The 24,749-nt window shown below is 51.1% G+C and carries 18 protein-coding genes; 12 read left to right on the plus strand and 6 right to left on the minus strand.

The genetic code is table 11. The features are described 5' to 3' along the window. The first annotated feature begins 131 nt into the window (after positions 1–131). The 6 genes from AC6I7T_RS05310 (at position 132) to AC6I7T_RS05335 (ending at position 6,433) form a co-directional block, all read left to right on the plus strand. Positions 132–662: a hypothetical protein gene (locus AC6I7T_RS05310; RefSeq protein WP_497792285.1), complete on the plus strand. Its 531-nt coding sequence runs from the start codon at positions 132–134 to the stop codon at positions 660–662. Between the two features lie 101 nt (positions 663–763). Further along, entirely contained in the window at positions 764–904 is a 141-nt protein-coding gene (locus AC6I7T_RS05315) for a hypothetical protein (protein ID WP_497792286.1), read from the plus strand. 94 nt (positions 905–998) lie between these two features. Then, a complete protein-coding gene (locus AC6I7T_RS05320; RefSeq protein WP_497792287.1) occupies positions 999–2,213 on the plus strand; it encodes a threonine ammonia-lyase in 1,215 nt (404 codons plus the stop codon). Positions 2,214–2,567: 354 nt separating this feature from the next. Next, a complete protein-coding gene (glpK, locus tag AC6I7T_RS05325) occupies positions 2,568–4,073 on the plus strand; it encodes a glycerol kinase GlpK (RefSeq protein WP_497792288.1) in 1,506 nt (501 codons plus the stop codon). Further along, complete coding sequence (locus AC6I7T_RS05330; RefSeq protein WP_497792289.1) at positions 4,070–5,644, plus strand: glycerol-3-phosphate dehydrogenase/oxidase; 1,575 nt, start codon at positions 4,070–4,072, stop codon at positions 5,642–5,644. The genes glpK and AC6I7T_RS05330 overlap by 4 nt, the downstream gene beginning before the upstream one ends. Before the next feature lie 60 nt (positions 5,645–5,704). Beyond that, a complete protein-coding gene (locus AC6I7T_RS05335; RefSeq protein WP_497792290.1) occupies positions 5,705–6,433 on the plus strand; it encodes an MIP/aquaporin family protein in 729 nt (242 codons plus the stop codon). A gap of 1 nt (position 6,434) precedes the next feature. On the opposite strand, the gene AC6I7T_RS05340 is transcribed toward AC6I7T_RS05335, so the two are convergent. The 5 genes from AC6I7T_RS05340 to AC6I7T_RS05360 all read right to left on the minus strand — a co-directional run bounded on the left by AC6I7T_RS05340 (position 6,435) and on the right by AC6I7T_RS05360 (position 13,442). Then, on the minus strand, positions 6,435–6,932 hold the full coding sequence (locus AC6I7T_RS05340) for a MogA/MoaB family molybdenum cofactor biosynthesis protein (RefSeq protein WP_497792291.1): 498 nt from the start codon (positions 6,930–6,932) through the stop codon (positions 6,435–6,437). 4 nt (positions 6,933–6,936) lie between these two features. Continuing rightward, positions 6,937–8,163, minus strand: coding sequence for a molybdopterin molybdotransferase MoeA (locus AC6I7T_RS05345; protein WP_497792292.1), 1,227 nt, complete (start codon positions 8,161–8,163; stop codon positions 6,937–6,939). A gap of 207 nt (positions 8,164–8,370) precedes the next feature. After that, positions 8,371–9,168 (minus strand): hypothetical protein, encoded by a 798-nt coding sequence (locus tag AC6I7T_RS05350; RefSeq protein WP_497792293.1) that lies wholly within the window; start codon positions 9,166–9,168, stop codon positions 8,371–8,373. Next, a complete protein-coding gene (locus tag AC6I7T_RS05355; RefSeq protein WP_497792294.1) occupies positions 9,110–12,658 on the minus strand; it encodes a CHAT domain-containing protein in 3,549 nt (1,182 codons plus the stop codon). The genes AC6I7T_RS05350 and AC6I7T_RS05355 overlap by 59 nt, the downstream gene beginning before the upstream one ends. Before the next feature lie 94 nt (positions 12,659–12,752). Further along, complete coding sequence (locus AC6I7T_RS05360) at positions 12,753–13,442, minus strand: RNA polymerase sigma factor (protein ID WP_497792295.1); 690 nt, start codon at positions 13,440–13,442, stop codon at positions 12,753–12,755. A gap of 876 nt (positions 13,443–14,318) precedes the next feature. Here AC6I7T_RS05360 and AC6I7T_RS05365 point away from each other — a divergent pair. Continuing rightward, complete coding sequence (locus AC6I7T_RS05365; protein WP_497792296.1) at positions 14,319–14,561, plus strand: hypothetical protein; 243 nt, start codon at positions 14,319–14,321, stop codon at positions 14,559–14,561. A gap of 755 nt (positions 14,562–15,316) precedes the next feature. Here AC6I7T_RS05365 and AC6I7T_RS05370 read toward each other — a convergent pair. Next, entirely contained in the window at positions 15,317–16,894 is a 1,578-nt protein-coding gene (locus AC6I7T_RS05370; RefSeq protein ID WP_497792297.1) for a tetratricopeptide repeat protein, read from the minus strand. A 340-nt stretch (positions 16,895–17,234) separates the two neighbouring features. Between AC6I7T_RS05370 and AC6I7T_RS05375 the strand changes: the two genes are divergently transcribed. The 5 genes from AC6I7T_RS05375 to AC6I7T_RS05395 all read left to right on the plus strand — a co-directional run bounded on the left by AC6I7T_RS05375 (position 17,235) and on the right by AC6I7T_RS05395 (position 24,737). After that, positions 17,235–17,954 (plus strand): hypothetical protein, encoded by a 720-nt coding sequence (locus tag AC6I7T_RS05375; RefSeq protein WP_497792298.1) that lies wholly within the window; start codon positions 17,235–17,237, stop codon positions 17,952–17,954. Positions 17,955–18,046: 92 nt separating this feature from the next. Further along, positions 18,047–20,320: a CRTAC1 family protein gene (locus tag AC6I7T_RS05380; RefSeq protein ID WP_497794557.1), complete on the plus strand. Its 2,274-nt coding sequence runs from the start codon at positions 18,047–18,049 to the stop codon at positions 20,318–20,320. Positions 20,321–20,376: 56 nt separating this feature from the next. After that, positions 20,377–20,928, plus strand: coding sequence for a hypothetical protein (locus AC6I7T_RS05385; protein ID WP_497792300.1), 552 nt, complete (start codon positions 20,377–20,379; stop codon positions 20,926–20,928). A gap of 35 nt (positions 20,929–20,963) precedes the next feature. Next, a complete protein-coding gene (locus AC6I7T_RS05390; RefSeq protein ID WP_497792301.1) occupies positions 20,964–22,730 on the plus strand; it encodes a tetratricopeptide repeat protein in 1,767 nt (588 codons plus the stop codon). A gap of 189 nt (positions 22,731–22,919) precedes the next feature. Beyond that, a complete protein-coding gene (locus AC6I7T_RS05395) occupies positions 22,920–24,737 on the plus strand; it encodes a CRTAC1 family protein (protein WP_497792302.1) in 1,818 nt (605 codons plus the stop codon). Positions 24,738–24,749: the final 12 nt, after the last annotated feature.

Consider the following 24,749-nt stretch of genomic DNA (forward strand, 5'->3'; position numbering starts at 1 on the left):
GTACACCTCACAATTCAGACTGTCTCGCTTTGCGCATTCCGGCAGCAAATTACGCCGGTTGAAGCGAATACGACAGTACAATAGTTCTGCCAGGCTTTTCCCTAATTAACAACATTCGCTCAAAGGGCTATATGCCTATTCTTTTAGTGGTAATTTCTTGCCTTTGTTTTGCCGCAGCTGGGGTTGTGTATTACTCGATCGCCTCGCATCGGCTACGCGCAGCCCCGTGGGAAGCTCTTGTTGCGCAAATTCAGCCTGTTGACCAAAAAATTCTGGAATCCATTGCCCTAACCACGTTACAACCGAGAACAAATCCGGTGATCCTGGAATCCTCGGAATTATGGGATCTCCTTGGTGGACTTGAAGGACTTGAGCGAATGAAGAACAACTCATTCATTCTCATTGCGCTTGCAGCATATGCCCAACGATGGAATCAAAAGGAAGCGTCAATAGTTGCCGAACGCATGCGCCATGATGCCATCCAGATCAAAAAGGCCCTCCGTCACATCCGGTTAGGACTGCTGCTGCACCGACACCCCTACGGACAACCGTTCTATCTCAACGATGCCGTCACCGCGTATTACCTCATGACGCAAAGATTGTTAATGCTTTACCAGGTGAGCCATGAGGGACTGCTTCCCCAACTTTCGCAAGCGCTCTAAGAACAAGCCTGTAAACGACACAAAATAAATGAGATAAAGATCGGGATGAATATTTTCTTCTTGACCTGGAACAACGCATCTGATACCAACTATTTAGAGTCATGCAAACGGATAAGGCAGTTTTGGACATCGATCTAGTCTTGATGAAAGACTCCAGCAGCTCTGTCTCCTCCGTCATTGCCATGCAATCCGATTTTTCCATTATGGTGCGAATTAGCATCGGAGCGGGTGTCATGGCCTAGCGAACTCACCAGTTCACACATCGAGGCCATCACCCGCTGAAGCGGCTGGTGGCCTTTCCTTTTGCCCTCAATGAAATGGAATTGGAGATAGAAATTGAGTTCTGTAACACTTGCATCCATCGAAGCAGCTCACGAACGTATCCGATCCGCAATTCACTGCTCTCCCTGCCAGATCTCGCATAACCTTTCCCAGTCTGCGGGACTACCAGTCTTCCTGAAACTCGAAAACCTGCAGCGCACGGGATCGTTTAAAGAGCGTGGCGCACTCAACAAACTCCTCACATTGACAGAAGAGGAAAAGCGTCGTGGCGTAATCGCAGCAAGTGCAGGAAACCATGCCCAAGGAGTCTCCTATCACGCCTGCAGCCGGGATATTCGAGCTCAAATCGTGATGCCACTGGCAACCCCGCTGGTAAAGGTCGCGGCAACCCGCGATTTTGGAGCAGAAGTCATTCTTCATGGAGCCAACTACGATGAAGCCTGCGAGGAAGCTCTCCGTCGCTGCAATACCGAAGGACTCACCTTCATCCACCCATTCGATGATCCGGAGGTCATTGCAGGGCAAGGAACGATCGGCTTGGAGCTACTCGAACAAGTTGAGGACTTGGAAGCTGTAATCGTACCAATCGGTGGTGGAGGGCTTATCAGCGGAATCGCCTGTGCAGTAAAGGAATCAAATCCAAAGATTAAGGTCATCGGAGTTGAACCGGAAAAACTGCCATCCATGCAGCGAGCTCGTGAACAAGGTATGCCGATTACCCTGCCGGCTGAGGCAACCATTGCCGACGGTATCGCCGTAAGGAGAGTCGGCGAATACACCCTTCCTCTGGTACAGAACTATGTCGATGACATTATCTCCGTCGATGATGAAGAGATTGCCAGCGCCATTCTAGTGCTGCTGGAACGCGAAAAGACACTCGCCGAAGGAGCTGGAGCCGCGGCCCTTGCAGCCCTGATGCAACACAAGACGCATCTCGAAGGCAAGCGAACAGCAGTGCTCGTCTGCGGAGGCAACATCGATGTTACCCTCCTTGCCAAGATCATCGAGCGCGGACTGGTGAAAGACGGACGTTTGCTTCGTGTTCGGGTCTACCTTCTGGACAGACCTGGAGCATTACTTCAACTGACCGAGATTCTGGCTAAACTTAGGGCCAATATCGTAGAGACGTTGCATAACCGCGCTTACTACGGAGTAAGTCTGGGTGAAACGGTAATCGATATTACGCTCGAAACCAGGGGTGCGGCCCATATCGCCAGCATTTCCGAGGCTCTAGACGAAGCAGGATTCCGCTTCGAGCGAATTCAATAGATGCCCTCACGTCATATTTCAGTCGCATAATCATCGAACGCCCACACTTCCGGCCCTGTATTGGCCGGAAGTATGGGCTACGAAAGCCGTCTATACGGTATTCGCACCAGGCTTTGTTTTTAGCTCCAGAGGCTGCCATCTTTATATCCCGCTTGACCCTTCTCTCCTCAATCATCTAGTTTGGTCGGCGAAGATTTTTGTAGCAGACCTCACCTCTCGAAACGGACATATGTCTGAACAACGGGATCGATACGGCCTTTTTCGAAATCCGCCATCCACGATAAGAGCAGCTGTACCTGAACTTCTGCCCATATTTCTCGCGATTTCTGCCCTATTTAGGAGGAGACAGGCTCCATGGAATACATACTTGCCCTTGATCAAGGCACTACAAGTTCGCGTGCGATTCTCTTTGCCAAGGATGGCAAAATCGTTGCTCAGGCGCAGCACGAGTTTCAGCAGATCTACCCTAATCCTGGCTGGGTAGAACACGATCCCTACGAAATCCTCACATCGCAATTGAGTACCGCAGTAGAAGCTCTGGGCAAAGCCGAAGCAAGACCCCGAGACGTAGCCGCGGTCGGAATTACGAATCAGCGTGAAACTACGATCGTGTGGGACAGAGAGACAGGAAGACCTGTTTATAACGCCATTGTCTGGCAGGACCGGCGCACAGCATCGGCCTGTAGCAAACTTGTAGAAGATGGCGCAGAAAAAATCATCCGCGAAAAAACAGGCCTGCTAATCGATCCCTACTTTTCAGCCACGAAGATCGCATGGATACTCGACAACGTACCCGGCGCAAGAGAGAAAGCGGAAGCGGGGAAATTGGCGTTTGGAACAGTAGACAGCTGGCTGATCTGGAACTTGACGAGCGGAAAGCGGCACCTGACAGACTACACCAACGCATCCAGAACCATGGTCTTCAACATTGCCGAAGGGCGATGGGATCAAGAGATTCTCAAGCTTCTAAATATCCCCGAAAGCATGATGCCGGAGGTCGTCTGGTCGAGCGAGACAGTTGGCGAGATCACAACGACACTAGGGCTTGGCTCAATTTCTATCTCTGGAATTGCTGGCGATCAACAATCTGCGCTCTTCGGCCAACTTTGTTTAAATCCCGGCGAGGGCAAAAACACTTATGGAACGGGATGTTTTCTTCTCCAGAATGTAGGCAGCCGATTTGTCCTTTCGGAAAAGAAGCTAATCACTACCCTTACCTGCAGTCTCTCCAGAAAACTGGAGTATGCATTGGAGGGCAGCATTTTTGTTGGTGGAGCAGTGGTACAGTGGCTGCGAGATTCGATGAACTTCATTCGCAGCTCGCAGGATGTTGAGAATCTGGCGCTCACAGTCAAAGACAGTGACGGAGTTGTTTTTGTTCCTGCCTTTGTTGGCTTAGGCGCTCCTCACTGGGATCCCTATGCCAGCGGAATGATCATCGGACTGCAGCGTGGAACACAACAAGGCCATATAGCCCGGGCAGCACTGGAGAGCATCGCATTCCAAGTGGCAGATGTTGTCGAGGCCATGAATACCGATGCGCAACAGCCCTTTCAAGAACTGCGTGTAGATGGAGGAGCCTGCATCAATAATCTGATGATGCAGTTTCAGGCCGACATCTTGGGTATTCCTGTCGATCGTCCTGAACATATCGAGACAACTGCATTGGGCGCAGCGTATTTGGCTGGACTTGCAACTGGATTCTGGGGTAGTCCGCAAGAGATATGGGCAAAACGCAAGAACAACACACGCTTTGAACCTTCGATGGACACAACACGGGCAAAAGAGCTGCGACACAAATGGCATAAAGCCGTAGAACGAGCAAAACACTGGACAGAGGAGAGCAATTCATCCCGATGAAACGCGAAGAGATGCTGGACCGCCTCGCAGGCCGCTCGACTCCCTGGGACATCGTCGTCATTGGTGGTGGGGCCACTGGCGCAGGCATTGCCGTCGATGCTGCCTCGCGAGGATTTGAGGTGCTTTTGCTTGAAAGCGAAGATTTCGGCAAAGCAACTTCGAGTCGCAGCACAAAGCTGGTCCATGGCGGGGTCCGCTATCTGGAGCAGGGCAACATCTCCCTTGTTATGGAAGCATTGAAGGAGCGTGGGATTCTTCGTCAAAACGCTCCCCACCTCGTTCACGATCTCGCCTTCGTCGTGCCCAATTACTCCTGGTGGGAGACTCCCTTCTACGGAATAGGAATGAAGGTCTACGACCTTCTAGCCGGAAAGTATGGCTTTGGCAAATCTCGGATTCTCACTCAGGAAGAAACATTGCAACGAATTCCTACGCTCAAGACCGACGGCCTTCGCGGAGGGGTTGTATATTACGATGGGCAATTCGATGATTCCCGTCTGTTAATTCATCTGTTGGCCACAGCTGCCGATCACGGAGCAACGCTGCTGAATTACATGCCGGCAGTGGAATTGACCAAAGATCAGGAAGGCTACCTAAACGGAGTCGTCGCTCAAGATAGCGAAAGCAGTACGCGATACACAATCCCCGCAAAGATCGTAATCAACGCAACGGGCATCTTTGCCGATCAAGTCCGCCGATTGGCAGAACCCGAAGCCAAAAGCATGATCGCCCCTAGTCAGGGTATCCATCTGGTCTTTGAAAGATCGTTTCTGCAAGGTGACAGCGCCATTATGGTGCCCCATACCCGAGATGGCCGCGTACTCTTCGCAATTCCCTGGCACAATCACGCTGTCGTGGGCACAACCGATACGGCCATCGATCAGATTTCCTATAATCCCCTGCCCTTCGCAGAGGAGATAGAATTTGTCCTGGAAACAGCAGCTCAATATCTGAGCCGTCCGCCTAAGCGAAGCGATGTACTCAGTGTTTATGTCGGCATTCGTCCCCTGGTAAAGCCCATCACGTCGGACGGGCAACCGGGCAAAACCTCGACAATCTCCCGCGATCACACTATTCATGTCGATAACTCCGGCTTACTGACCATCGTGGGGGGAAAGTGGACGACCTATCGGCACATGGCAGAAGACTGCGTCGATCACGCAATTATGCTGGGCAAGCTGCAAGATGAAAGTTGCATGACCAAAGATCTGAAGATCCATGGCTACCACGACCACATCGAGGATTTAGGAAACCTCTGGGTCTACGGAAGCGATGCAGACAAGATCCGAGCTATTGCCGATACAGATGCAACCTTGGCCGCACCGCTCCATCCTCAGCTTCCATACACTGGAGCCGAGGTTATCTGGTCGATACGAGAAGAGATGGCTCGCACGCTGGACGACGTCTTGTCACGACGCACAAGAGCACTTTTTCTCAATGCTCAAGCTGCAATGGATATGGCTCCGATGGTGGCCAAACTCATGGCGAAAGAACTTGGCAAAGAGCCGTCCTGGATTGATGCACAACTTTCCGATTTCCTGGCTCTTGCACAAAAGTATTTAATCCAGTAAAAACAAGAACGCTTCATCGGCATCTCGAAACAAACAAATCTGATCCAGGTACGTGAGGGAATGCGATCTCCTTATTTCGGCGAGTTCATGGGCACGTTGATCATGATTCTGCTTGGTGACGGCGTTGTTGCCGGCGTATTGCTCAAACGCTCGAAGGCAGAAAGCTCCGGATGGATGGTAATTACCGCGGGTTGGGCCTTCGCTGTTCTTTGCGGAATCTTTGCTGCCATCTTATGCGGAAGTCAAGATGCGCATCTCAATCCTGCAATCACATTGGCATTTGCAGCCAAGAGCGGAGACTTTAGCAAGCTGCTTCCCTATGCACTGGCACAAACCGCCGGAGCTTTCCTGGGCGCAACGCTTGTGTGGCTACACTATCTTCCGCACTGGAAGGAATCCTCCGATCCGGAAGCAAAGCGTGGAATCTTCTGTACGATTCCCGCAATACGCCAGCCTTTGGCTAACCTCTTCAGCGAAATTATCGGGACAGCAGTCCTCGTTGTTGTAGCAGGCGCAATGAGTTCGAAGCTGGTTCTCTCTTCCGGAGCAGCGGCAGGAGTTTCACCTTACCTGGTCAGCTGCCTTGTCTGGGGAATTGGCCTTTCCTTGGGAGGAACAACTGGTTATGCAATCAATCCAGCTCGGGATCTAGGTCCGAGAACAGCACATTTTGTGCTACCTATCGCAGGGAAAGGGACTTCGGACTGGAGCTATGCACCCATCCCCATTCTTGGACCGGCAATCGGAGGACTCTTGGCGGGCCTGTTCCTGCGAGCTTTGGGAGCATAAATCAGGCACCTTTTCTCGGAGCACAATCTTCCATATCCCCTTGTATCTTTTTAACCGCGTGGGGAACGGCGGGCCATACAACCGCGATATTCTCGATTGCTCCCTTCGGACTACCGGGAAGATTGAGGATCAAGGTTCGTTTTCGAATTCCAGCAACAGCACGCGAGATCATTGCGAATGGAGTTTTGGCAAGGCTGCTCGCACGCATCGCCTCCGCAAAACCAGGGATATCCCGGTCCAATATCTTCAGTGTCGCTTCCGGAGTCACATCCCGTGGAGACACTCCAGTTCCTCCAGAGGTCAATACCAGATCGAAGCTTCCACTGTCACAGAGTTCCACCAAGCGGGCCGAAATTTGATCGGCTTCATCTGGAATCACCTCGGTAGCACCGATTTCTACAGTGCGCTCGGAGAGCCAGGCAGCCAGGGCCGGACCGCTTTCGTCGATTCGTTCCCCTCTCGAACCTTTGTCGCTGATTGTTAGAATTGCAGCCTTCATTCCTCTATTTCGTCTCCTCAAACTCCAGGTAGCCGCTCTGCTCCGACAGGAGATGAACCTTGACCACATCTCCAGGAGAAAACAGTACACCTTCTTCCGGAAGTAAAGCCAGGCCATCGGCACATAAGAGGGTCTTTAGGGCTCCTGTATTCTGTTTCCCTGCACTATAGGCAATACGTTTTCCATCTTCGACAGCAAGACGCACACGCAGAAACTGCAAACTGCCGGGCTTCTTGCGGATCTCTTCCTGCAAAATCGCGGTGACCGAAGCTCTCAATACCCTTCTATGTCCCAGCATCTTCCGGAGTGCGGGCCGCACCAGCCCTTCGAAGGAAATCAGTGAAGCAACCGGATTTCCGGGGAGACAAAAGATCGGTTTGCCATTGTGCCTGTAAAAGCAAGTTGGCGATCCCGGTCGCATCGCCACCTGAACGAATATCTCCTGGGCTCCAAGATCCTGAAGTACCGCACGCACCAAGTCTCTGGCACCAACAGATACTCCAGCAGAAGTAATCAAGGCATCTGCCTGAAGCCCCTCCAGGATCTTTTCCCGATGTTCAGCATGATTGTCTTTTGCAATGCCGAGAATCAGAGGGATTGCGCCACATTCGGCAACTGCAGCTGCCAAGGAAGGTCCGTTGCTGTTCACAACTCGGCCATAGCCAGGAGCGTGACCAGCTTCAACCAATTCATCTCCTATCGAGAGGATGGCCACACGAGGTCTGCGATAGACTACCGCGCTATGTTTCCCGCAACATGCCAGCATGTTGATCTCAGCTGGCCGAATTAAGACCCCGGGCTCAAGCAATCTCTCACCGCTACAAACATCTTCCCCCGCGCGGCGAATATGTCTGTAGCGACGAACGGGCGCGTCGATCAAAACATGACCATCGCTCTCAACTGCTTCCTCCAGGGGCACAACAGCATCTCCGCCAATAGGAATTGGAGCACCTGTCATGATTCGGATTGCAGAGCCTTTCCGAAGCGGCTCCGAAGGCACAGCACCCGCAGGAAGGCATCCAACGATAGGAAGGCTAGCAGGACTCTGACAATCGTCGGCATGTACCACATAGCCATCCATTGCAGAGTTGTCATACGCGGGAAGATCCCAAGGAGCGACAATCTCCTCGGCAAGAATGCGTCCGAAAGAGTCCTCGATTTTGGCAACTTCTGTACCTAGAGAAGAAACATGTTCGAGGATGAGGAAACGAGCCTCCTCAAAACTTGGCATAGTACAACCCAAAGATCCTGCATGTGACAGGCAAAAAATCCCTCCTGTTTGCAGCAGGATATCAGGAATTCCTCCGCCAGGGAGGCAGGCACAGATCTGCTTCCGCAGGGTAGTTGGAGTAATAGATCGAAAGCTTACAGGTTATGAGGAAGGTTGTACTCCCCGATGCACAACCCTTGTACACCGGGGAGAGGAAGGAAGATTCGGCTAGCAACAATTTTGGAAGACACTGCTCCCCATACAGCTGGAGCCTTGGCCATTCCGTACAATCTTCTCGCCAGCGGTATTGCCCAAGGTTCCGCTAAAAGGTGCAGCAAGGTTGATATCCAGCCCCATCATTTGCGCCATAACTACGACGGCGTCACGCTGATGGTCGATATTGGGAATGCAAGGAGGCTCTGCATCGATAAAGAAGATCACCTTGCCATGCTCGTTGGGCACTGGATCCATCACGGGTAGAGGAGAACCTCTCAACTCAAAACCTTCGACGTTTTTATAGATCAGCGTCTGTGTCATACCCATATATTTCAGATCCGCCCCACCTCCTCCGGCAAAATGACCGCTGACATCCATATAGTCGGTAGTCCAGCGATCAGGAATAGGAAGACTGACAGCAAGGTCCCACCCTTGCCCCAAAGGACGCATACCTTCCGGCCATAGATTCTTGTCTCTGATGTCCTTTTCCAGTTTGCTGGCAGAAAGATTCCTTTTGATATCTGGCGTTAACTCCAGCTTGTATCGTCTAGGCGCAAGCATAAGTAGCGGACGATCCTTTGTTTTTTCATCGTACGGTTCATAAGGATTGTTCCATTGATCGTGAATGCCGGCACGGTAAGTGTGGCCACAATCCGGCGCAAATACATCGATACCGGAAACGGCATCGGCGTTTGAATCAATACTCAAGGCAAAGACGAAGCATCCTTGGATCTTCACTTCCAAAGTAAAGCTACTGGTATTGGGGTTTGGCTGTGGATCCGAGGGGACTGAGTTCTGAGTATCCATCATGTATCTCCATTAGGTTTGTTTTTCCAAATCCGACGGCATAAAACGAAGCCCAATACCGGGGGTGAAGATACCCTTTGGAAGTAAGCTCCGTTTGTGCCTTCTCCAAGGCTAGCGGGACAGAAGACCCAGCCATAAGTTGCTTATAGAAAGAGCGCATCAGGGCTGAGCTATATGCAGAGTCTACACTCCAGTGCGTCGCGATGATCTGCGGCACACCAACTTCTGCAAAACTACTGACCATGTCACTTACAACGTTGGCATCGAGAGATTCCCTGTTCCCGGTAGAACACGCCGACAAGACAGCAAGGATACATTTCTTAGGACGAAACTGACGAATATCAGAGGCGTTGATAGACGGCGGATATGTATCGGAAGAAACCGAGGCAGCAGAGAGTAGCAACCGCGTCCGGCTGCTCCAGGATTGTGTGTGACCCGCAAAATGAAAGATGGTCGCCGATGGCAGCGCACGCAGGACTGTCTCCCTCTGCGCATCCTCGCCAACCAATAACGTTGCGTGGGGAAGAATCCCGGCAATAAAACGTGCCTCCTCGGCCGCATCGGGCAAAGGTGGCCCTGCAGACATAGGAAGTTTAGGGTTCCCAATTATCAATGCTTTACCATTGCGCAGATTTGCCAGAACCCCAGATGCGGTATTCGATTGCTCCGGCTCATCCTCGAGAATGGAGACAACATTGGATAGAGGAGAAATCCAGCCCCAATAACCATCGAGAAAAGGAAGTGCAGCAAAGGGCAAACCTGACAGGGAGGAATCCGGTTCAAGATAGATCGACTGCCCGGCATCATATCCACGCCACACGGGACCAACTAACAGTCGAAACAATTCGCGTCCGTAGTTCTTAAGGTCCTCGTCATTCTCGTTGGACATCTTGACCAGCTGCGTAAATACCTCGACCTTCTGTATAAGCTCCTGACGCGGAACCGGGACAAAGTGCATCGAGACACCTTCCCTATCGACACGCCAAAGCAGAACCCCATGATCAAAAACGATGTGCCCGAGCAAGGCTCCCTTCCGTAACCGCGTCTGCTCTTTGGCAATCGCATTTTTCACGCACTCGGGATTCGCCTGCATACAGTGCACGGCGTAATCCGAACCAAGCAGTTGCCCCCGGTAATGTTCCCAGACGGCCAACGCCTGACTGGCATTATGATTTACCTCGAAGCTGGCTAAAGTTAATCCCGCGTAAATCGGCTCCATCTGACGCAACCAACTCAAACGGTCTTCGGCAGAGTCCAGATGTGCTCTTTCGGAATCCGCCCATTGGGCAGCAGAACTCAGCAGGGATTGCGCTTGTTGCCACCGCCCAGTTTGCATGAGGAGCGACCCCCGAGTAGCAACCAGAGCGAACCTCAAGTGGGGATTACTGTCCTTCGGCAAGACTGTTTCAGCTCGGTTCAACAGAGCCGTCGCAGCATCGGACTCCTGATGCTGAACCTTGAGTCCGGCTAAGCCAATCAGACCCTCGGCCATATACAAATTGAAGCGTTCGGCATTCGGCAGATGAGTATATTTATTCTCCGCAATAGCCAATTCCCTTTCCGCCTGTCCTTCATCTCCAACTCGAAGAAGAGCCTGAACCAGACGAAATCTCAATGCCACTTCTACAGAATCGAGATGCAAGGGTACTGCCGTGGCCAGCGCTTCCTGGGCGATATACAAGGAAAGACGAGGCCTCGACCGGGAGACCTCTGCATATCCCAAATCCGAATAAAACTGCAGGGCTCGCAATACCGGATAATTACCTGACCAGTAATCGCGGAGTCCGGCAATATCTAGTTTCCATGCGGATTCGTAGTTACCAAGGCTGTTATCCAGAGCAGCCGTAATTCCCAAAGCACGAGAGCCCAAAATCCGATATTGACTGGAACGGGCCAGATTATTTGCCTCATCCAGCAGGACCTTCTCCTCATCGAAGCGCTGACGGATGGCGTAACAGCTGGAGTAATCAATAGCAAATTGGCCTTTCATCCAAACATAGGGAGAATCCTTGAGTCTTTTCTCAAGCTCCCGACTGGCATCCAGACAATTCTGGCCATCCAATAGACGCTGATAGGCGTACACCTGTTCCACACGCGCTCGGGCTTCTCCCACGGAGCTATCTGCCTCTGCGAAAAGAGCAATAGCAGTATTGGCGGCTTGAAGACCCTCAGATGGCAGTCCTTTAGCATTTGCCTGAATTGCATCAGCCAAAGCCCGGATTGCTTTCCCCCACTTATCGGAGGCCTGCGACAGAATCAGGTCACTCAACCAGGGATCGTTGTGTTGCTTCTTTAGGGAGTCAGAGAGTGCGGAGAGGACGACACGGGCTGGGAGACAGGATTCGGTACAAACGGTAGGGGTTTCGGGAAAAGCCGCTCTTAATAAATCGGGTAACTGCGTCGTGGAAAGCTCTTCATCTTGTTTCGGAATCTTGGACTTGTCCATCGCTAAGGAAAAGATCCGGCCATGGTCTAATGGGGCATTCTCTATATATCCCTGATGGGATTTGGTCTTTTCTTCAACCTCTTTGAGGTGCCGCTGCCCATCGGCTAGCCATCCGGAATCCTTCTCCACAGAAAGAAAAGTCTTCCAGGTACGAATAGCATTCTGGTACTGGTACAAATATTCAAAGGCAATTGCAAGGTTATAGAGAGCAATAGAGTCATTCGGAGACTGAGAAAGCAAGCGTCCAAGGAGTTCTACCGCGGTCCCGATATCCTGAGGATTGTCGCTCAGCTGGCCACGCTCAAAATAGGCAATAGCGCTATCAAGCAGCAGAGCATGATCGGAAGGATGGAGCAACAAGAGATGATTCGTTGTTTCCATCGAGCGGTCCAGATTGCCATCGAGAAGATGGGCCCGGGCCTCCAATTCCAGCCATTTGGGATCTTGAGGATCGCGTTCGAGCTGACGGGCAATTACACCACGAGCCTCCAGCAATGACGCTGGTTGCTCAGCAAAGGAACTGCCGTCCCGCATAACCCTCTTTGGCTGCAGAGGCGAGAAGCGAGCGCCAGGAATCCGCAACTCTAGAATTCTATTCTCATCGTAAGCCTGAGCGATGAGCCGATCAGCCGAATGATGTGCCCGATACCAGAACCAGACGGATATACCTACGGCGCAAACAAGAAGCGAAGCCGCAATCCGCCAAGCGGATCGCGATCGCCCGAAATTCCACACAGAAGGGCGAAGAACCTTCTTGGATTCGGAGCCAGCCGGAACCGACTCCGACATACGGCGCGCCATCTGCTCCTGCCACGTAACAGTTGCCGTATTCGCACCCTTAAGAGCTTGTGCTTCTTCCGGCTTCTCCCCTTCTTCCACGGCTTCCAGCGCCTGACGCAAAAGAAGGCTGCATCCGGGACAACTTGAAGCATGGCTCAGATACTCTTCGGCTTCGTTCTCTGGAAGTCCCCCAATGCACAGTAATCCCCAGACATCGTACGGAGGACAATCACCTTTCGTCTGACGGAAAGCTGGAGTTTCTTTCATTTCCGTTCTTCCTTTCGACTCCGCTTTCTAATTTCTCTGCCGCTGCAACTTGACTGATAGAGCGGGTCGGAGAGGACCCTATAACTTTCCAGGATCATCCATTCTCCTCCGGAGGCAATGCTGAAATGAATCCCTGCTGGGGCACGGAATGGAATACGGGACCACCTTTCACTTGTAATCGCAAGAACCGTGCCGTCCTGGCAAGTGAACTCTCTACCCCTTTTGTACTTAATTGAAAGGTTGGTATAGAAGAAATGGCCTTTGCCGTAAGTCCCTGTTTGTAATACAACCGGAAAATGGTGCGATCGCGTTTCGATACGTCAGATTCGGAAGCCGAGTCGAGCAACGTTTCCAGTTCTTTCAATTGAATTTGCTTTTCAATTTGGTCGGCATTGCCCCACTCGGCCGGGGCAAATTCCAGTGGATCAACTTCAGAATCCATCGGCCGCTGCGCTCCACCACGCTTCAGAGCCCGCCGACCACGAAAGTAGTCGTGAGCAACATTTAGAGCAATCACTCGTAGATAGCCACTCGTCGCGTCCGCGTGCTTCGCACGGAACTCCCGAAGGATGGAACAGTCGTTAGCACAGAGTTTGAGGAAAGTTTCCTGCACAAGATCATCAACGACAGAAATGCCACTTTCCCCCCAAAGTCGTGCCACTCTATAAATCACCAAGGAAATTGGGCGTTGAAAACGCCGGACAAACTCCCTCCAGGCATGGAAATCCTGGGATGCTGAACAAAGACTGACCAGTTCATCCGACGGCAAGCTACTGTAATCCAAAGGGTTCAGTCTCCAACTACAGGGATTTGTCCCTGATGTAAACCAATCGATATCGATTGATTTGCTATTCCACTGAGATCGGCCTTCTCAAAACTCTCATAATCAGGAAAAGGGCAAAAGCTATTGATCCCGTTTCACAAGATAAGGGCAGCTACTTTCAGCTGGTACCAGATCTTGCATGTCATCTAGAGTGAACTGTTTTACTTCTGCTTTGGTCTCATCGTTGTTCTTCCGCAGGTAGTCCTCAGTACCCACCAATTAGTAATCTCGCCGATAGATAGAGCGGGAAGATTCAAAAGGTATTCTTCAATTCAGTTACGGCTAGAACAACATTGCGTAAATATTTGTTTTTAAACTATTTAGCCATAGACACGTAGAAGCATCTCTGCTTAGGAACTTATTAGATCTCTACCCAACTCTGCAAGGCAACCGAAAGACATCTAGGCAAAAAGCCTGAGTACAAGAGGTTGTTCAAATGATTGCATACTTGAATTGCAATTGTGACACGAAGTTTTCCAAAAGACTCTCAGTTCGTTAACAAACATCGCGTTATCTTATCGACGAGAGAGAATAAATCCCGGAAGAAAATCTTTATATTCTACTCATCAACAAGGATTTATCAATTAGCTCCATATTTCCACCATTCGTAGGTTGACTGTCCCAGGAATCGGGTTCATCCTCACAAATGGCGTACTTTGTTGCGTCCGATAAGGCAAATCCAACGTCTATTGGTGTAACACGTAAGAAGCTCGGATCGTCGCGAGGATTACGCGCTGCAGCAGATCGGGATTTTTGACTTTGGCCAAGATAACCAGCGCGTTCTTTAGGCCTTTCGAGTATTCTGTAGGAAAGAATCCGGTCGGATAGGAGGCTAGCATGGAGCGTCAAGATATATGTCAGCAGCTCATCGATGCAGTAAACGCAGCGATCTCAGCAAATCCCCACATCGCCGCTGCTATGAAAGCGCTGGAAGTCTCCGGCATCGAACTCCAAAGCTTGCACATTACTGCCAATTTGAGAACCACTCCGATTTCGACGCAGCTGAGCGATTCTGAATTTCTGCATACACTCCGCATCATTCCTGATCTCGAAATCACGGAGGGGCCAGAAAACAGCTAACGCGGCCGAACGCAATCTTCCGTCTTTACACAGCTATTTCCCGGGTCCATTCAGAAAACTTTAGTTTTATCTGTATCTCTCCCCACCCCTTCTAATTTCAGCTTGTCCCTGTGCCCTGTTCCAGGACGTAACGATAGTTTGTCCAATCTGTTCCGTTCATCCCAGAGAGCAGAGGGGAGAACCAGACCGAGGCATTTCTGCCGCGGGGTTCGTTCCTTTCTATACATACAGAACGCCAGATTCCAGCTGTCAGAACCGGCGAAAAATGCCCGCAAGGAACGATCCATGTCACCACTCAATTCAAAACTGAAAAAGATAAGCCGCCGCAATCTTCTGCGGAACACCACGCTTGCGTATCCGCCAGCCATACCATCTCCGGATCCAATTACCGGTCCTCCAGCCAGGGTTGGAGGGATTTGGGCTGTAACGATTACCTATCTCAAAGGAACAGGACATCAGCTTTTCCTGACCAGCAGGAAGGAGAAGTTGTTGCAGGCATGCATCAGGGATCCATTTATGAAGGGTCGCTGCAAGGAGAGATCGCATCAAACTAGATTCTCCTGCATAGCGCTCTTCCGGTAGGAGGAAACGAAATCCATTACAACTTCAAAGGAACAATTGACGGAGACACAATGAGCGGGGATGTTGCACTCGGGCAATACGGCAAAGCCAAATGGGCAGCCTCGCGAGCCCGAGCCTGAAACTTGAGCCTTCTGCCATGCTCCCAGCCTCAAGCGCGGCAGAGGTATTCTCCACTATTCCCAATCCAGCAGTTGCACATTTCGCAAAATTCTACGAACTTTCTTCGGCGATATAGATAACTTTTCCGCTACCTTAGATATCTTTCGTCCTTCACGCATCCAGACCTTCGGAATAACGATCTCGGCAAACTCCTCCGTAACTTGCTGAAAGGTCTTTTCGCCTAATACACCATCCGACCACAAACGCAAGGTTTGATCGACCCCGGTCGCACGCAGAATCCGTGACTTTAGAATGCTTAGCTCTCTCGATAGATGATCACGATCTTCCGTACTGAGCAGTTCGGAGGCTAACGATGCGAATTGCCTTGCGGTCTCCCACTCTTCAAAGAAGTCGCTGGCTGCCGTCAGCCCACGTGCGATATAGGCGCCTGCAAGCAGTCGCTTATTTTGCGTCTGCCTGGCTAACCCAATTGCCTCTTCGGCATACTGCACAGCACGTGCCGCATGAACCGCAATATCCTGAGTTTCTTCAAGCTGCTCTTCTACACGAACGTTCTCCACATCAGCCTGTAGGACCTTAGCGCGCGCCATCAGGATGTGGTCGTTCTTCTCCTCTCCAAGACGAAAGGCCTTTGCTGCCTCGCTCGAAGCTTGATCGATGTTCCCGCTGTCCAGATGCACTTGACCGGCATTCACGAATACCGACCCCAAGCCGACCTGGTGCTGATGATGGGCATAGATATCCTTGGCACGCTCAAGCAGTTCCAATGCTTCACGGCATATCTCAAGATAACGAGCATGATGCGTACCCCGAGCTCTACCCGAATCCGATCGATGGCTAAGCTCAAGGGCCATAAGTCTCCTTACATATGCGGCGTTCACCAGTGCACGAGCAAGATTGGAATGATGAGGAAACTGTTTTGAATAAATTGAAATTGCGCGGCGAAAATGTTCGAGCGCCTTACCGTATTCGCCGGAGCGACGCACGAATCTTCCCCGTGCAGACTCAATATTTCCAAGAGAGAGCGCATGCCCCGTAGGCTTCAATTCCAGCTCAGCTTCATCCAGAAGAATGAAAGCTTCCTTGCGTTGTCCTCGCTGAAACAGAAGCCAGCTTTCATGAATCTTGATCATCGCGACTAGCTTGGGAGCCTGGATGCGGTTCGACAAAGCCTTGGCTTCCGCGATATGGTGCAGAGCTTTCTGATACTCCCCCTTCTTCCGATGAGCGCGTGCCTTCCAGAAATGCACTAAAGCAACCAGGCGCGGCTCGGAAATCTCCTGTTGCGCCTGTAGCACAAATTCAAAGATTTCTGTTGCAGTCGATGCATCTTCAGAGGCAAAAGCATAAAAGCCTTCCACCATACGCAACTGCAGATAGTCGGATAACTTCATCTCTCCGCGATTGAGAGAGGAGAAGCGCTTCAACACATCTTCGAAGATATGCAGGTCCCGATAACCCAGATCCACCCATCGCACCAGGCAGAGAAGATAGGAAATGGCAAAAGGATCTTCCGGAACAATGCCTGCCAGGATCTTTGCGGGCCGCTCCAGTAACTGAAATCCCTCGCTAACTCGACCTCCGAGCAGCGCATCATTTAGTTTTCGCAGTAAGTTTGGGGAAAGCGACATGGAAGCATCATTCTAGATGCCGCCATCCATAACGGTCGAGCTCTCATTTTGGCGATTCTTGCAGGCAAAGCTCTAGCGCCGTAGCTTGCATATACAAATCAAGAGCTTCCGTCCCCTTTACCAGTCCGAGGAAGCGATGAAAAGGGAAACCGGGACAATACAGCCCTCATGTCCCTCGTCCGAATCGGACGGCTCCGGGTTGCTCATTCTTACATCTAACAATTACCGTGCAAGACCAGATAGAAGATTTACCTGCTGCCGAAAACCTGGCACACAGAAGACACATTTTCTCCTGACAGCATCTTACGAAGGAATCTCTAGGCAAACTATGGCGCAATCAATGAATCGAGTCCCAGCCCCCGCTTTGTCCGAATCTCAACCCACAGACTTCCGCTTCCGTGAAGGAAACGAATTGCTAGAAGTTGCTGGATACATGGTGGATCACGGAGCCGCTGCCATGAATCTTCCCGGTGGTTTTTTGTTTATGAAGAGGGCGATTCGAGCCACTGAATCTGTACTCATATCCACGCAAGAGGCTATCGAAAAGCTTGCCAGCATAAGAACTTCCGCAGAAGCGTTGGGAGATCGCCCGATACTATTTGCCTGCACCAGCGCTAGGGAAGCGCAACTAGTAACGAGCAAGGACGATCCTCGCGACCAACGTTTTCTCACTGGGGTAACAACCATCGACAACTTACACGGCTATTGCGGAGGCATGGATACCGCAATCCATCGCGCGCTCTCCTACGCTGAAAGTGCAGATGTTATCTGCTATAAGGTCTCAGAGCTGAACTTGTCGGAAGCTGAGCGTTTTGCAGCAGAGCTGTCGGCAGCCCTTCCAGAGAAGCAACTCGGCTTCGGCTTTGTCCCTGTCTCGAAGGAGATGAAGCAACAGGAACTCGATTATGCCTCGCTCCAGAAGAAACTGCAGAAGATGGGCTACACCTATTTCTTCTTTAGCCAGTGCGGCTCGATGGTTTTCCCCTCGTTTCCTGAAGCCTCTCCATGGATTATGTTTGACGATCAGGAATCCATAGATGGAGAACACAGGGGCAGATAGTTTTCACCATCACTAGAGAGAAGAACACCGCTTCTTTTACCCACAGATTATCTCCGTGCAAAATACAAGTGGGAGATGCTAGATTGCTCGCTATGCCTTGGCGTGGCACCGGAATCTCCCGCTTTCTATGCATTCTGACAGGACTTTCCCTCATTTCTTCTCTTTCGCTGGAAGAGGTCAAAACCACTCCATACCAGGCCGAAACCACAAGGAAGATGGCTGCACTTCTACGAAAAATCTTTGAAGACAGCGATTGGAAGGCAGATCCCAATAAACCTGCAGAAAGAGCTCAATACTATCGATCCCTCATTAAGGCCGGGTTAAGTCCCGAACACGAGTTGCTGGTTCGCCAGGAATTAGCGAATGAATTGCTCCGTGCAGGCGACAGCGAAGATGCCGTGAATACGTTGGAGGCTCTTCGCACGATGATTAAGGAAAGATCACTTCATATTCCAGCTCTACTTGATCGGCAATTACACGAAGTCCTCGCCATCTCCTATCTGAGATTAGGAGAACAAGAAAACTGTATTCACTTTCACGGACAGAAGTCCTGCATCTTTCCTATTCGCGCATCGGGAATCCATCAACTGCCCAGAGGCGCCCAAGGCGCAGTACGTGAGCTCACAACCCTTCTCGAAAAAGATCCAACCGATGCGGAATCCCGCTGGTTACTGAATGTCGCCTACATGCAGCTTGGCAAATATCCGCATGAGGTCCCTGCTAAATGGCTCATCCCCGAAAGGCTCTTCGAATCGGAATACGATCTGGGAGAATATCCAGATCTGGCTCCGGCTGCGGGGGTCGCGATCACGGGACACTCCGGCGGTGTCATCATGGACGATTTTGATGGTGATGGACTGCTTGATCTGGTCGTCTCCTCGTCCGGCCCGCGCGATCAGATGCATTTATTTCATAACAACGGTGACGGCACATTTACAGACCGCAGCGTTGAGGCTGGCCTGACAGGAGAGACCGGAGGGCTCAACATCGTCGAAACCGATTACAACAATGATGGGCATCCTGACATTCTCGTTCTACGTGGTGGCTGGTGGGGAAAGTTCGGCCAGTATCCGATGTCTTTGCTGAGGAACAATGGAAATGGGACTTTCGACGATGTTACCGAAGCTTCCGGACTTCTATCGATGCATCCGACACAGACGGCAGCGTGGGCCGACTTCGACAACGATGGATGGCTCGATGTATATGTCGGCCATGAATCGACTCCCGGCAGCCTTCATCCTTCTCAGCTCTTCCATAACAACGGAGACGGCACCTTCACCGAAGTAGCGATTCCGAATCATCTTGCAGAAATGAGCTTCGTTAAAGGAGTCGCTTGGGGAGATTACACCAATGACGGCAGACCAGATCTATACATTTCCATCAAGGGAGCAAAGAACCACCTTTTCCGGAATGACGGACCGCGAGATCCCGCTCACCCAAGCGCCGGTCAATGGTTATTCACGGACGTAAGCGAACAAGCCGGAGTCACTCAGCCCATAGAGAGCTTTGCTACTTGGTTCTTCGACTTCGATAACGACGGATGGCCGGACATCTTTGTTGCCGGCTATTCGACCGAATCCATGCAAGACGTTGGCGCCTTTGAAACCGGGCTTCCTACGCACGCTGAAACGCCTCGGCTCTACCGGAACAACCACGATGGAACCTTCTCAGAAGTCAGTAAAAAGATGCATCTCGATAGAGCAATTCTGACGATGGGATCCAATTTTGGCGATCTCGATAACGATGGATGGCTGGATATTTATCTCGGGACCGGAGATCCCTCCTACCAGGCACTACTACCGAACAGAATGTTTCGGAACAAACAGGGAAAATCGTTTCAGGATGTAACCACCTCCGGCGGATTTGGACATCTGCAAAAAGGCCATGCCGTCGCCTTCGGTGACCTGGAAAATAACGGGAATGAAGATATCTTTGAAGAAATGGGGGGAGCACTTCCCGGAGACACTTATCAGAGCGTCCTCTACCGGAACCCTGGACATGGAAATCATTGGATCACGCTCGAGTTGGAAGGCACGAAAACTAATCGGCTGGCGTTTGGGGCTAGAATCCACCTAACTGCAACAGGCAATGCCGGAAAACGTGAAATCTATCGTACTGTTGGTTATGGCTCCAGCTTTGGAGGCAATCCCCTTCGGCAGCATATCGGCTTAGGGGATGCACAATCGGTATCGGAAATAGAGGTGGAGTGGCCAACCAGTAAGTTAACTCAGAGATTTCATCAAATTGCCGTCGATCGGATGTACCATCTCCGCGAAGGAGACGAAAGGCTCAAGCCCGTGGCTCTGAAGCAGGCATTACTTCTTGGCCAGTCAACTTCATCGCAAGAAATGAAAATGTCTCATTGACCCAATTGAAAAAACGATTTACAAATGCCGTCTAGGAACTTGGAGGGGGGAAATACATGATTCAGGTAATTAAGAAGTTATCCGTTGCAATGCTGGGAGTGGCACTCATCTGCGGTGGTATCGCTGTTCGCGCACAATCAGACACAACTGCAAAATCTCCTGCCGTTTTGACATCTGCTGACGCGACTAAAATCTTACCGCCATCGGTTTTTTTCCAGGGACAATCAGCTTCTATTCAGGCGCGCAACTCGGGTGGAGTACGCTTCTCGGATGGGAAATATGTACTCGTAGCACTGGTGGATGCCTCGGGGTATTCAAGCTCAGTGCAGCAAAAATACCAGTCGTATCTGATCACTGAAGTTCCTCTTGAATTCGACGGACATCAGTTGCCCGTAGGAGCTTATGGCTGCGGATTCCGTGCCAACAATCAATTTGTAATCATGGATCTTAGTGGTAAGGACATTATTACGGCGCAAGCCACGCACGATGAAGCACTCCATCGGCCCACGCCACTCAAAGTTGTTGCAGGCGATAAGGCGGGGAGCTACCGTATTTACCAGGGACGCGAAGCTGTCACCTTCTCGCGTGCCGAAGGTTCGGCGAATTAACTTATTCCCGCTTTCGTAGTTACAATTCAGATGCTATGAAAAACCGGCTTTGGATGGCGTTGCTGTTCGGCGTTGCCGTTATCAGTCAATCTCAGACCGCCGCACCGCCACGGTCAACAGCCATCCAAGCCGCAGATGCTGCATTTCGAGCCGGCTACGCTGCAATGATGCGCAACGAACTCTCCGCTGCGCATACCCAATTTGCCAAGGTCGTTCAACTCGCTCCACAAATTGCCGCAGGGCACAGTGCTTTCGGCGCGGTCCTCCTGGCAGAAGGTGACAACGCTGCAGCAGTTCGAGAGTTGGAGAAGGCTCACAAGCTGGATCGTAACGACAATACAGCTACGATAAACTTGGCCACAGCCTATTCCCGACAGAATACCTTTCAATCGGCTATAACACTCTTTCGATCTCTGGAATCAGCCAAAATCACCCTACCGGCAGCGGCAGTTGCTGCATATGCCAGAGCACTCGACGGCCTCGGGCAACCCGCGGAAGCCGAAACTCAACTTCGGAACGCCCTACTCTCCTTCCCTGCAGACGCAACTCTCCACGACAACGTGGGAACCGTTTTAGCAGAGCAAAAAAAGCTCGACGAGGCAGAAAACGAATTCCAGAAAGCTTTAACTCTTCAACCGAATCTGACTCTTGCTCGATTTCATTTGGGCTCTCTCCTGTTGATGCAAGGCAAGGTAGCCGACTCTATTGATCAGCTCAAAATCGTTCTGGCCCAAACGCCCGATGATTTCGAGACAAATCTGCAGCTGGGTAAAGCGTTGCAGGCGGCAGGCAAAGACAGTGAAGCACTCGCTCCCCTACGGCAAGCACTAAAGATCAACCAATCTTCCTCCGATGCACAGTACGCTTTAGCCATCGCATTACAAAACACAGGAAAACCGGAGGAAGCACTTCCCTTCTTTCAATCAGCAGTTACGGCAAAACCTGAGGATGCTGCTGCACTGACTAATCTGGGATTAGCTATGGTACAGGTAGGCCAGGCCAAGGAAGCTGTACCGGTTTACGAACGCGCGCTTAAACTAGCTCCCCGAGATCCCGTTCTGCACCAGGATCTGGGTGTGACCTATCTACAGCAGAACCATATAGACCAGGCAATAGAAGAATTCCGTACAGGCCTCGCGCTAGCACCTGATAGCCCGCAACTGCACTATGACCTGGGACTCGCTCTCAAGCTTCAGGACAAGGTCTCCGAAGCCATTCCAGAATTCGAGCTTGCTGCAAAACAAGATCCCACGTTGCCCGATCCGCCCTACACGCTTGGCATCCTCTATATGCAAATGGGAAAATTTCAGGAAGCAGCCCAGGAAATGGAGAAAGCTCTCAAGCTTAACCCTTCCAATGGAGAAGGATGGTCAATTCTGGGAAGCATTTACAAACAAGCAAACGAACCGGACAGGGCAATTCCTGCGCTAAAACGAGCAATTGATCTTCTCCCCAATCAACCGAGCCCGCATATCACGCTCGCATCCATCCTCCTGCAACGGGGAGATAAAGAGGGAGCTGCTGCCGAGCGCAAGATAGCTGCAGATCTGAGTCGTACAGCGGTTACACACCAACGCGCCACTTTTGCTTTGCAAAGCGGTAAGGCCTTATTCCAGCGAGGCCAACTCACAGAAGCATTACAGCAACTGGAAACAGCTATCTCTGCCGAGCCGGATCTGGCGGAAGCACACCGGGAGATAGCAAAGATCCTGCAACAACAGGGCAAAACTGCAGATGCCGCTATCGAACGCAACAAAGCTGATTTACTTGAATCTCAAAATAAGTCCAGCCACGCAAATTAGGCCATTTTCACAAATGCTGTATCCGGACTGATGAATGAGATCCGTGCAGACCGATACACCTCTGGTGAAGACGGGGTACTCTTCTGTTCTGATGGCATTGTGCCTATTGTGTAGTGTATTTTTCATTCTCTATACTCTGGACTCACGAAGGTGATTCGGCTCGTCCCCAAAGGGCCGGGAGGTTATGGTTTGAGCTTCAGTCGCCGCAGATTTTTGAGATCGCTTTCTCGCTCGACACTCGTGCTAGCGCTGGAAGATGTCTTGGCTTTGGCCGCTCCCGCACAGAACTCCCGGCCAACTTATGACGCAAAGCCTCAGGCAGCCCCCAAGAAATTACCCTCCCCTGTAGCCGGAACACTTTTAGGTGTGAGCTTCATTGACATTGCAAAACAATCTGGTCTTAACATCAAGACGATCTATGGCGGCGAGCACAAAAACAAGTATCTTCTCGAAACCACTGGATGTGGAGTCGCCTTCTACGACTACGATCAGGATGATTGGGTGGATATCTTTCTTGTAAATGGCTACCGTTTGGAAGGGTTCCCAAAGGGACAAGAACCTGTCTGCCACCTCTTCAAAAACAACCGCGATGGAACCTTTACCGACGTAACAATCAAGGCGGGCCTAGCTCGCAGTGGATGGGGTCAAGCCTGCTGCGTCGGCGATTACAACAACGATGGCTGGAACGATCTCTTCATAAGCTACTACGGACAAAATGCACTCTATCGCAATAATGGAGATGGGACTTTTACCGACGTCACCGCAAAAGCAGGATTGCTACAGTCCCGAACCCGATGGAATTCAGGTTGTGCCTTCCTCGATTACGACCGTGACGGACATCTCGATCTGTTTGTCGCAAATTATATTGATTTCGACGTAAAGACCGCTCCACTACCCGAAGCTGCAAACTGCTTATACAAAGGCATCCAGGTTGCCTGCGGTCCTCCTGGACTTCAAGGCGGAAAGAATATCCTCTACCACAATAATGGCAATGGGACTTTCACTGACGTCTCGGAGAAAAGCGGCATAGCGAATACGATTGGGACCTATGGACTCAGCGTGGCAATAGCAGATCTCGATGACGACGGCTGGCCGGACATATATGTCGCCAACGATTCTACCGCTGCAACTCTTTATCAAAACCAGAAAGACGGAACCTTCAAAGATGCAGCGATTGAAGCGGGCGTAGCCTATTCTCCCGATGGCAAACCTCAGGCAGGGATGGGAGTATCTATAGGAGATTTCGACAGAGATGGAAAACTCGACATCGTCAAAACAAACTTCGCCGGCGATACTCATTCCCTCTACCGCAATCTCGGAGATGGAATGTTCGATGACTACACCTATCTTTCAGGCTTAGGCATCAATACCCGGCTTTTAGGCTGGGGCGTTGGATTTTTCGATATGGACAACGATGGCTGGCCCGACCTGCTGGTCTGCAACGGACACGTCTATCCTGAGGTCGATGGTACGCACATCGACGCTCCCTATGCAGAGCACAAATATCTATACCGAAATCTACGCAATGGTCAATTTGAAGAAATTACCAATCAAGCCGGAACAGGCATCACAGACGCTGCTGCTGCCAGAGGTTGTGCCTTCGGAGACATCGATAATGACGGCGACCTCGATATCGTCGTTAACTGCATAAACAGTGTTCCACAGCTCTTACGATGCGATTCCACACTCAATCGCAGCTGGATCAAGATTCGGCTCGTCGGAACGAAATCGAATCGTACCGGAATTGGGGCTAGAATCCGCGTATCTGTGCCAACTACTTCCGACAACAAAAAGCTCCCGGTCCAGATGGAAGAAGTTCGTAGCGGCGGAAGTTACTATTCCCAAAACGACCTGCGTATCCACTTTGGACTCGATACCGCATCCAAAGCCGACGTAGAAATCCGTTGGCCATCTGGACAATCGGACACACTAAAAGGCTTGGCTTCTAACCGTTTGTATGTCGTTCAAGAAGGAGGAAAGATTCTGAAAGCAGACCCTCTGAGATGACCTTGTGCTTTT

This window comes from Humiphilus diazotrophicus, from assembly GCF_059726315.1.

What these genes read in the sequence shown, in the direction of transcription:
- AC6I7T_RS05390 (WP_497792301.1), top strand. Translation starts at nt 20,964, where the DNA reads ATGAAAAACCGGCTTTGGATGGCGTTGCTGTTCGGCGTTGCCGTTATC.
- AC6I7T_RS05350 (WP_497792293.1), bottom strand. Translation starts at nt 9,168, where the DNA reads ATGATGGATACTCAGAACTCAGTCCCCTCGGATCCACAGCCAAACCCC.
- AC6I7T_RS05365 (WP_497792296.1), top strand. Translation starts at nt 14,319, where the DNA reads ATGGAGCGTCAAGATATATGTCAGCAGCTCATCGATGCAGTAAACGCA.
- AC6I7T_RS05375 (WP_497792298.1), top strand. Translation starts at nt 17,235, where the DNA reads ATGAATCGAGTCCCAGCCCCCGCTTTGTCCGAATCTCAACCCACAGAC.
- AC6I7T_RS05315 (WP_497792286.1), top strand. Translation starts at nt 764, where the DNA reads ATGCAAACGGATAAGGCAGTTTTGGACATCGATCTAGTCTTGATGAAA.
- AC6I7T_RS05340 (WP_497792291.1), bottom strand. Translation starts at nt 6,932, where the DNA reads ATGAAGGCTGCAATTCTAACAATCAGCGACAAAGGTTCGAGAGGGGAA.
- AC6I7T_RS05345 (WP_497792292.1), bottom strand. Translation starts at nt 8,163, where the DNA reads ATGCCAAGTTTTGAGGAGGCTCGTTTCCTCATCCTCGAACATGTTTCT.
- AC6I7T_RS05380 (WP_497794557.1), top strand. Translation starts at nt 18,047, where the DNA reads ATGCCTTGGCGTGGCACCGGAATCTCCCGCTTTCTATGCATTCTGACA.
- AC6I7T_RS05355 (WP_497792294.1), bottom strand. Translation starts at nt 12,658, where the DNA reads ATGAAAGAAACTCCAGCTTTCCGTCAGACGAAAGGTGATTGTCCTCCG.
- AC6I7T_RS05385 (WP_497792300.1), top strand. Translation starts at nt 20,377, where the DNA reads ATGATTCAGGTAATTAAGAAGTTATCCGTTGCAATGCTGGGAGTGGCA.
- AC6I7T_RS05330 (WP_497792289.1), top strand. Translation starts at nt 4,070, where the DNA reads ATGAAACGCGAAGAGATGCTGGACCGCCTCGCAGGCCGCTCGACTCCC.
- AC6I7T_RS05370 (WP_497792297.1), bottom strand. Translation starts at nt 16,894, where the DNA reads ATGTCGCTTTCCCCAAACTTACTGCGAAAACTAAATGATGCGCTGCTC.
- glpK (WP_497792288.1), top strand. Translation starts at nt 2,568, where the DNA reads ATGGAATACATACTTGCCCTTGATCAAGGCACTACAAGTTCGCGTGCG.
- AC6I7T_RS05310 (WP_497792285.1), top strand. Translation starts at nt 132, where the DNA reads ATGCCTATTCTTTTAGTGGTAATTTCTTGCCTTTGTTTTGCCGCAGCT.
- AC6I7T_RS05335 (WP_497792290.1), top strand. Translation starts at nt 5,705, where the DNA reads ATGCGATCTCCTTATTTCGGCGAGTTCATGGGCACGTTGATCATGATT.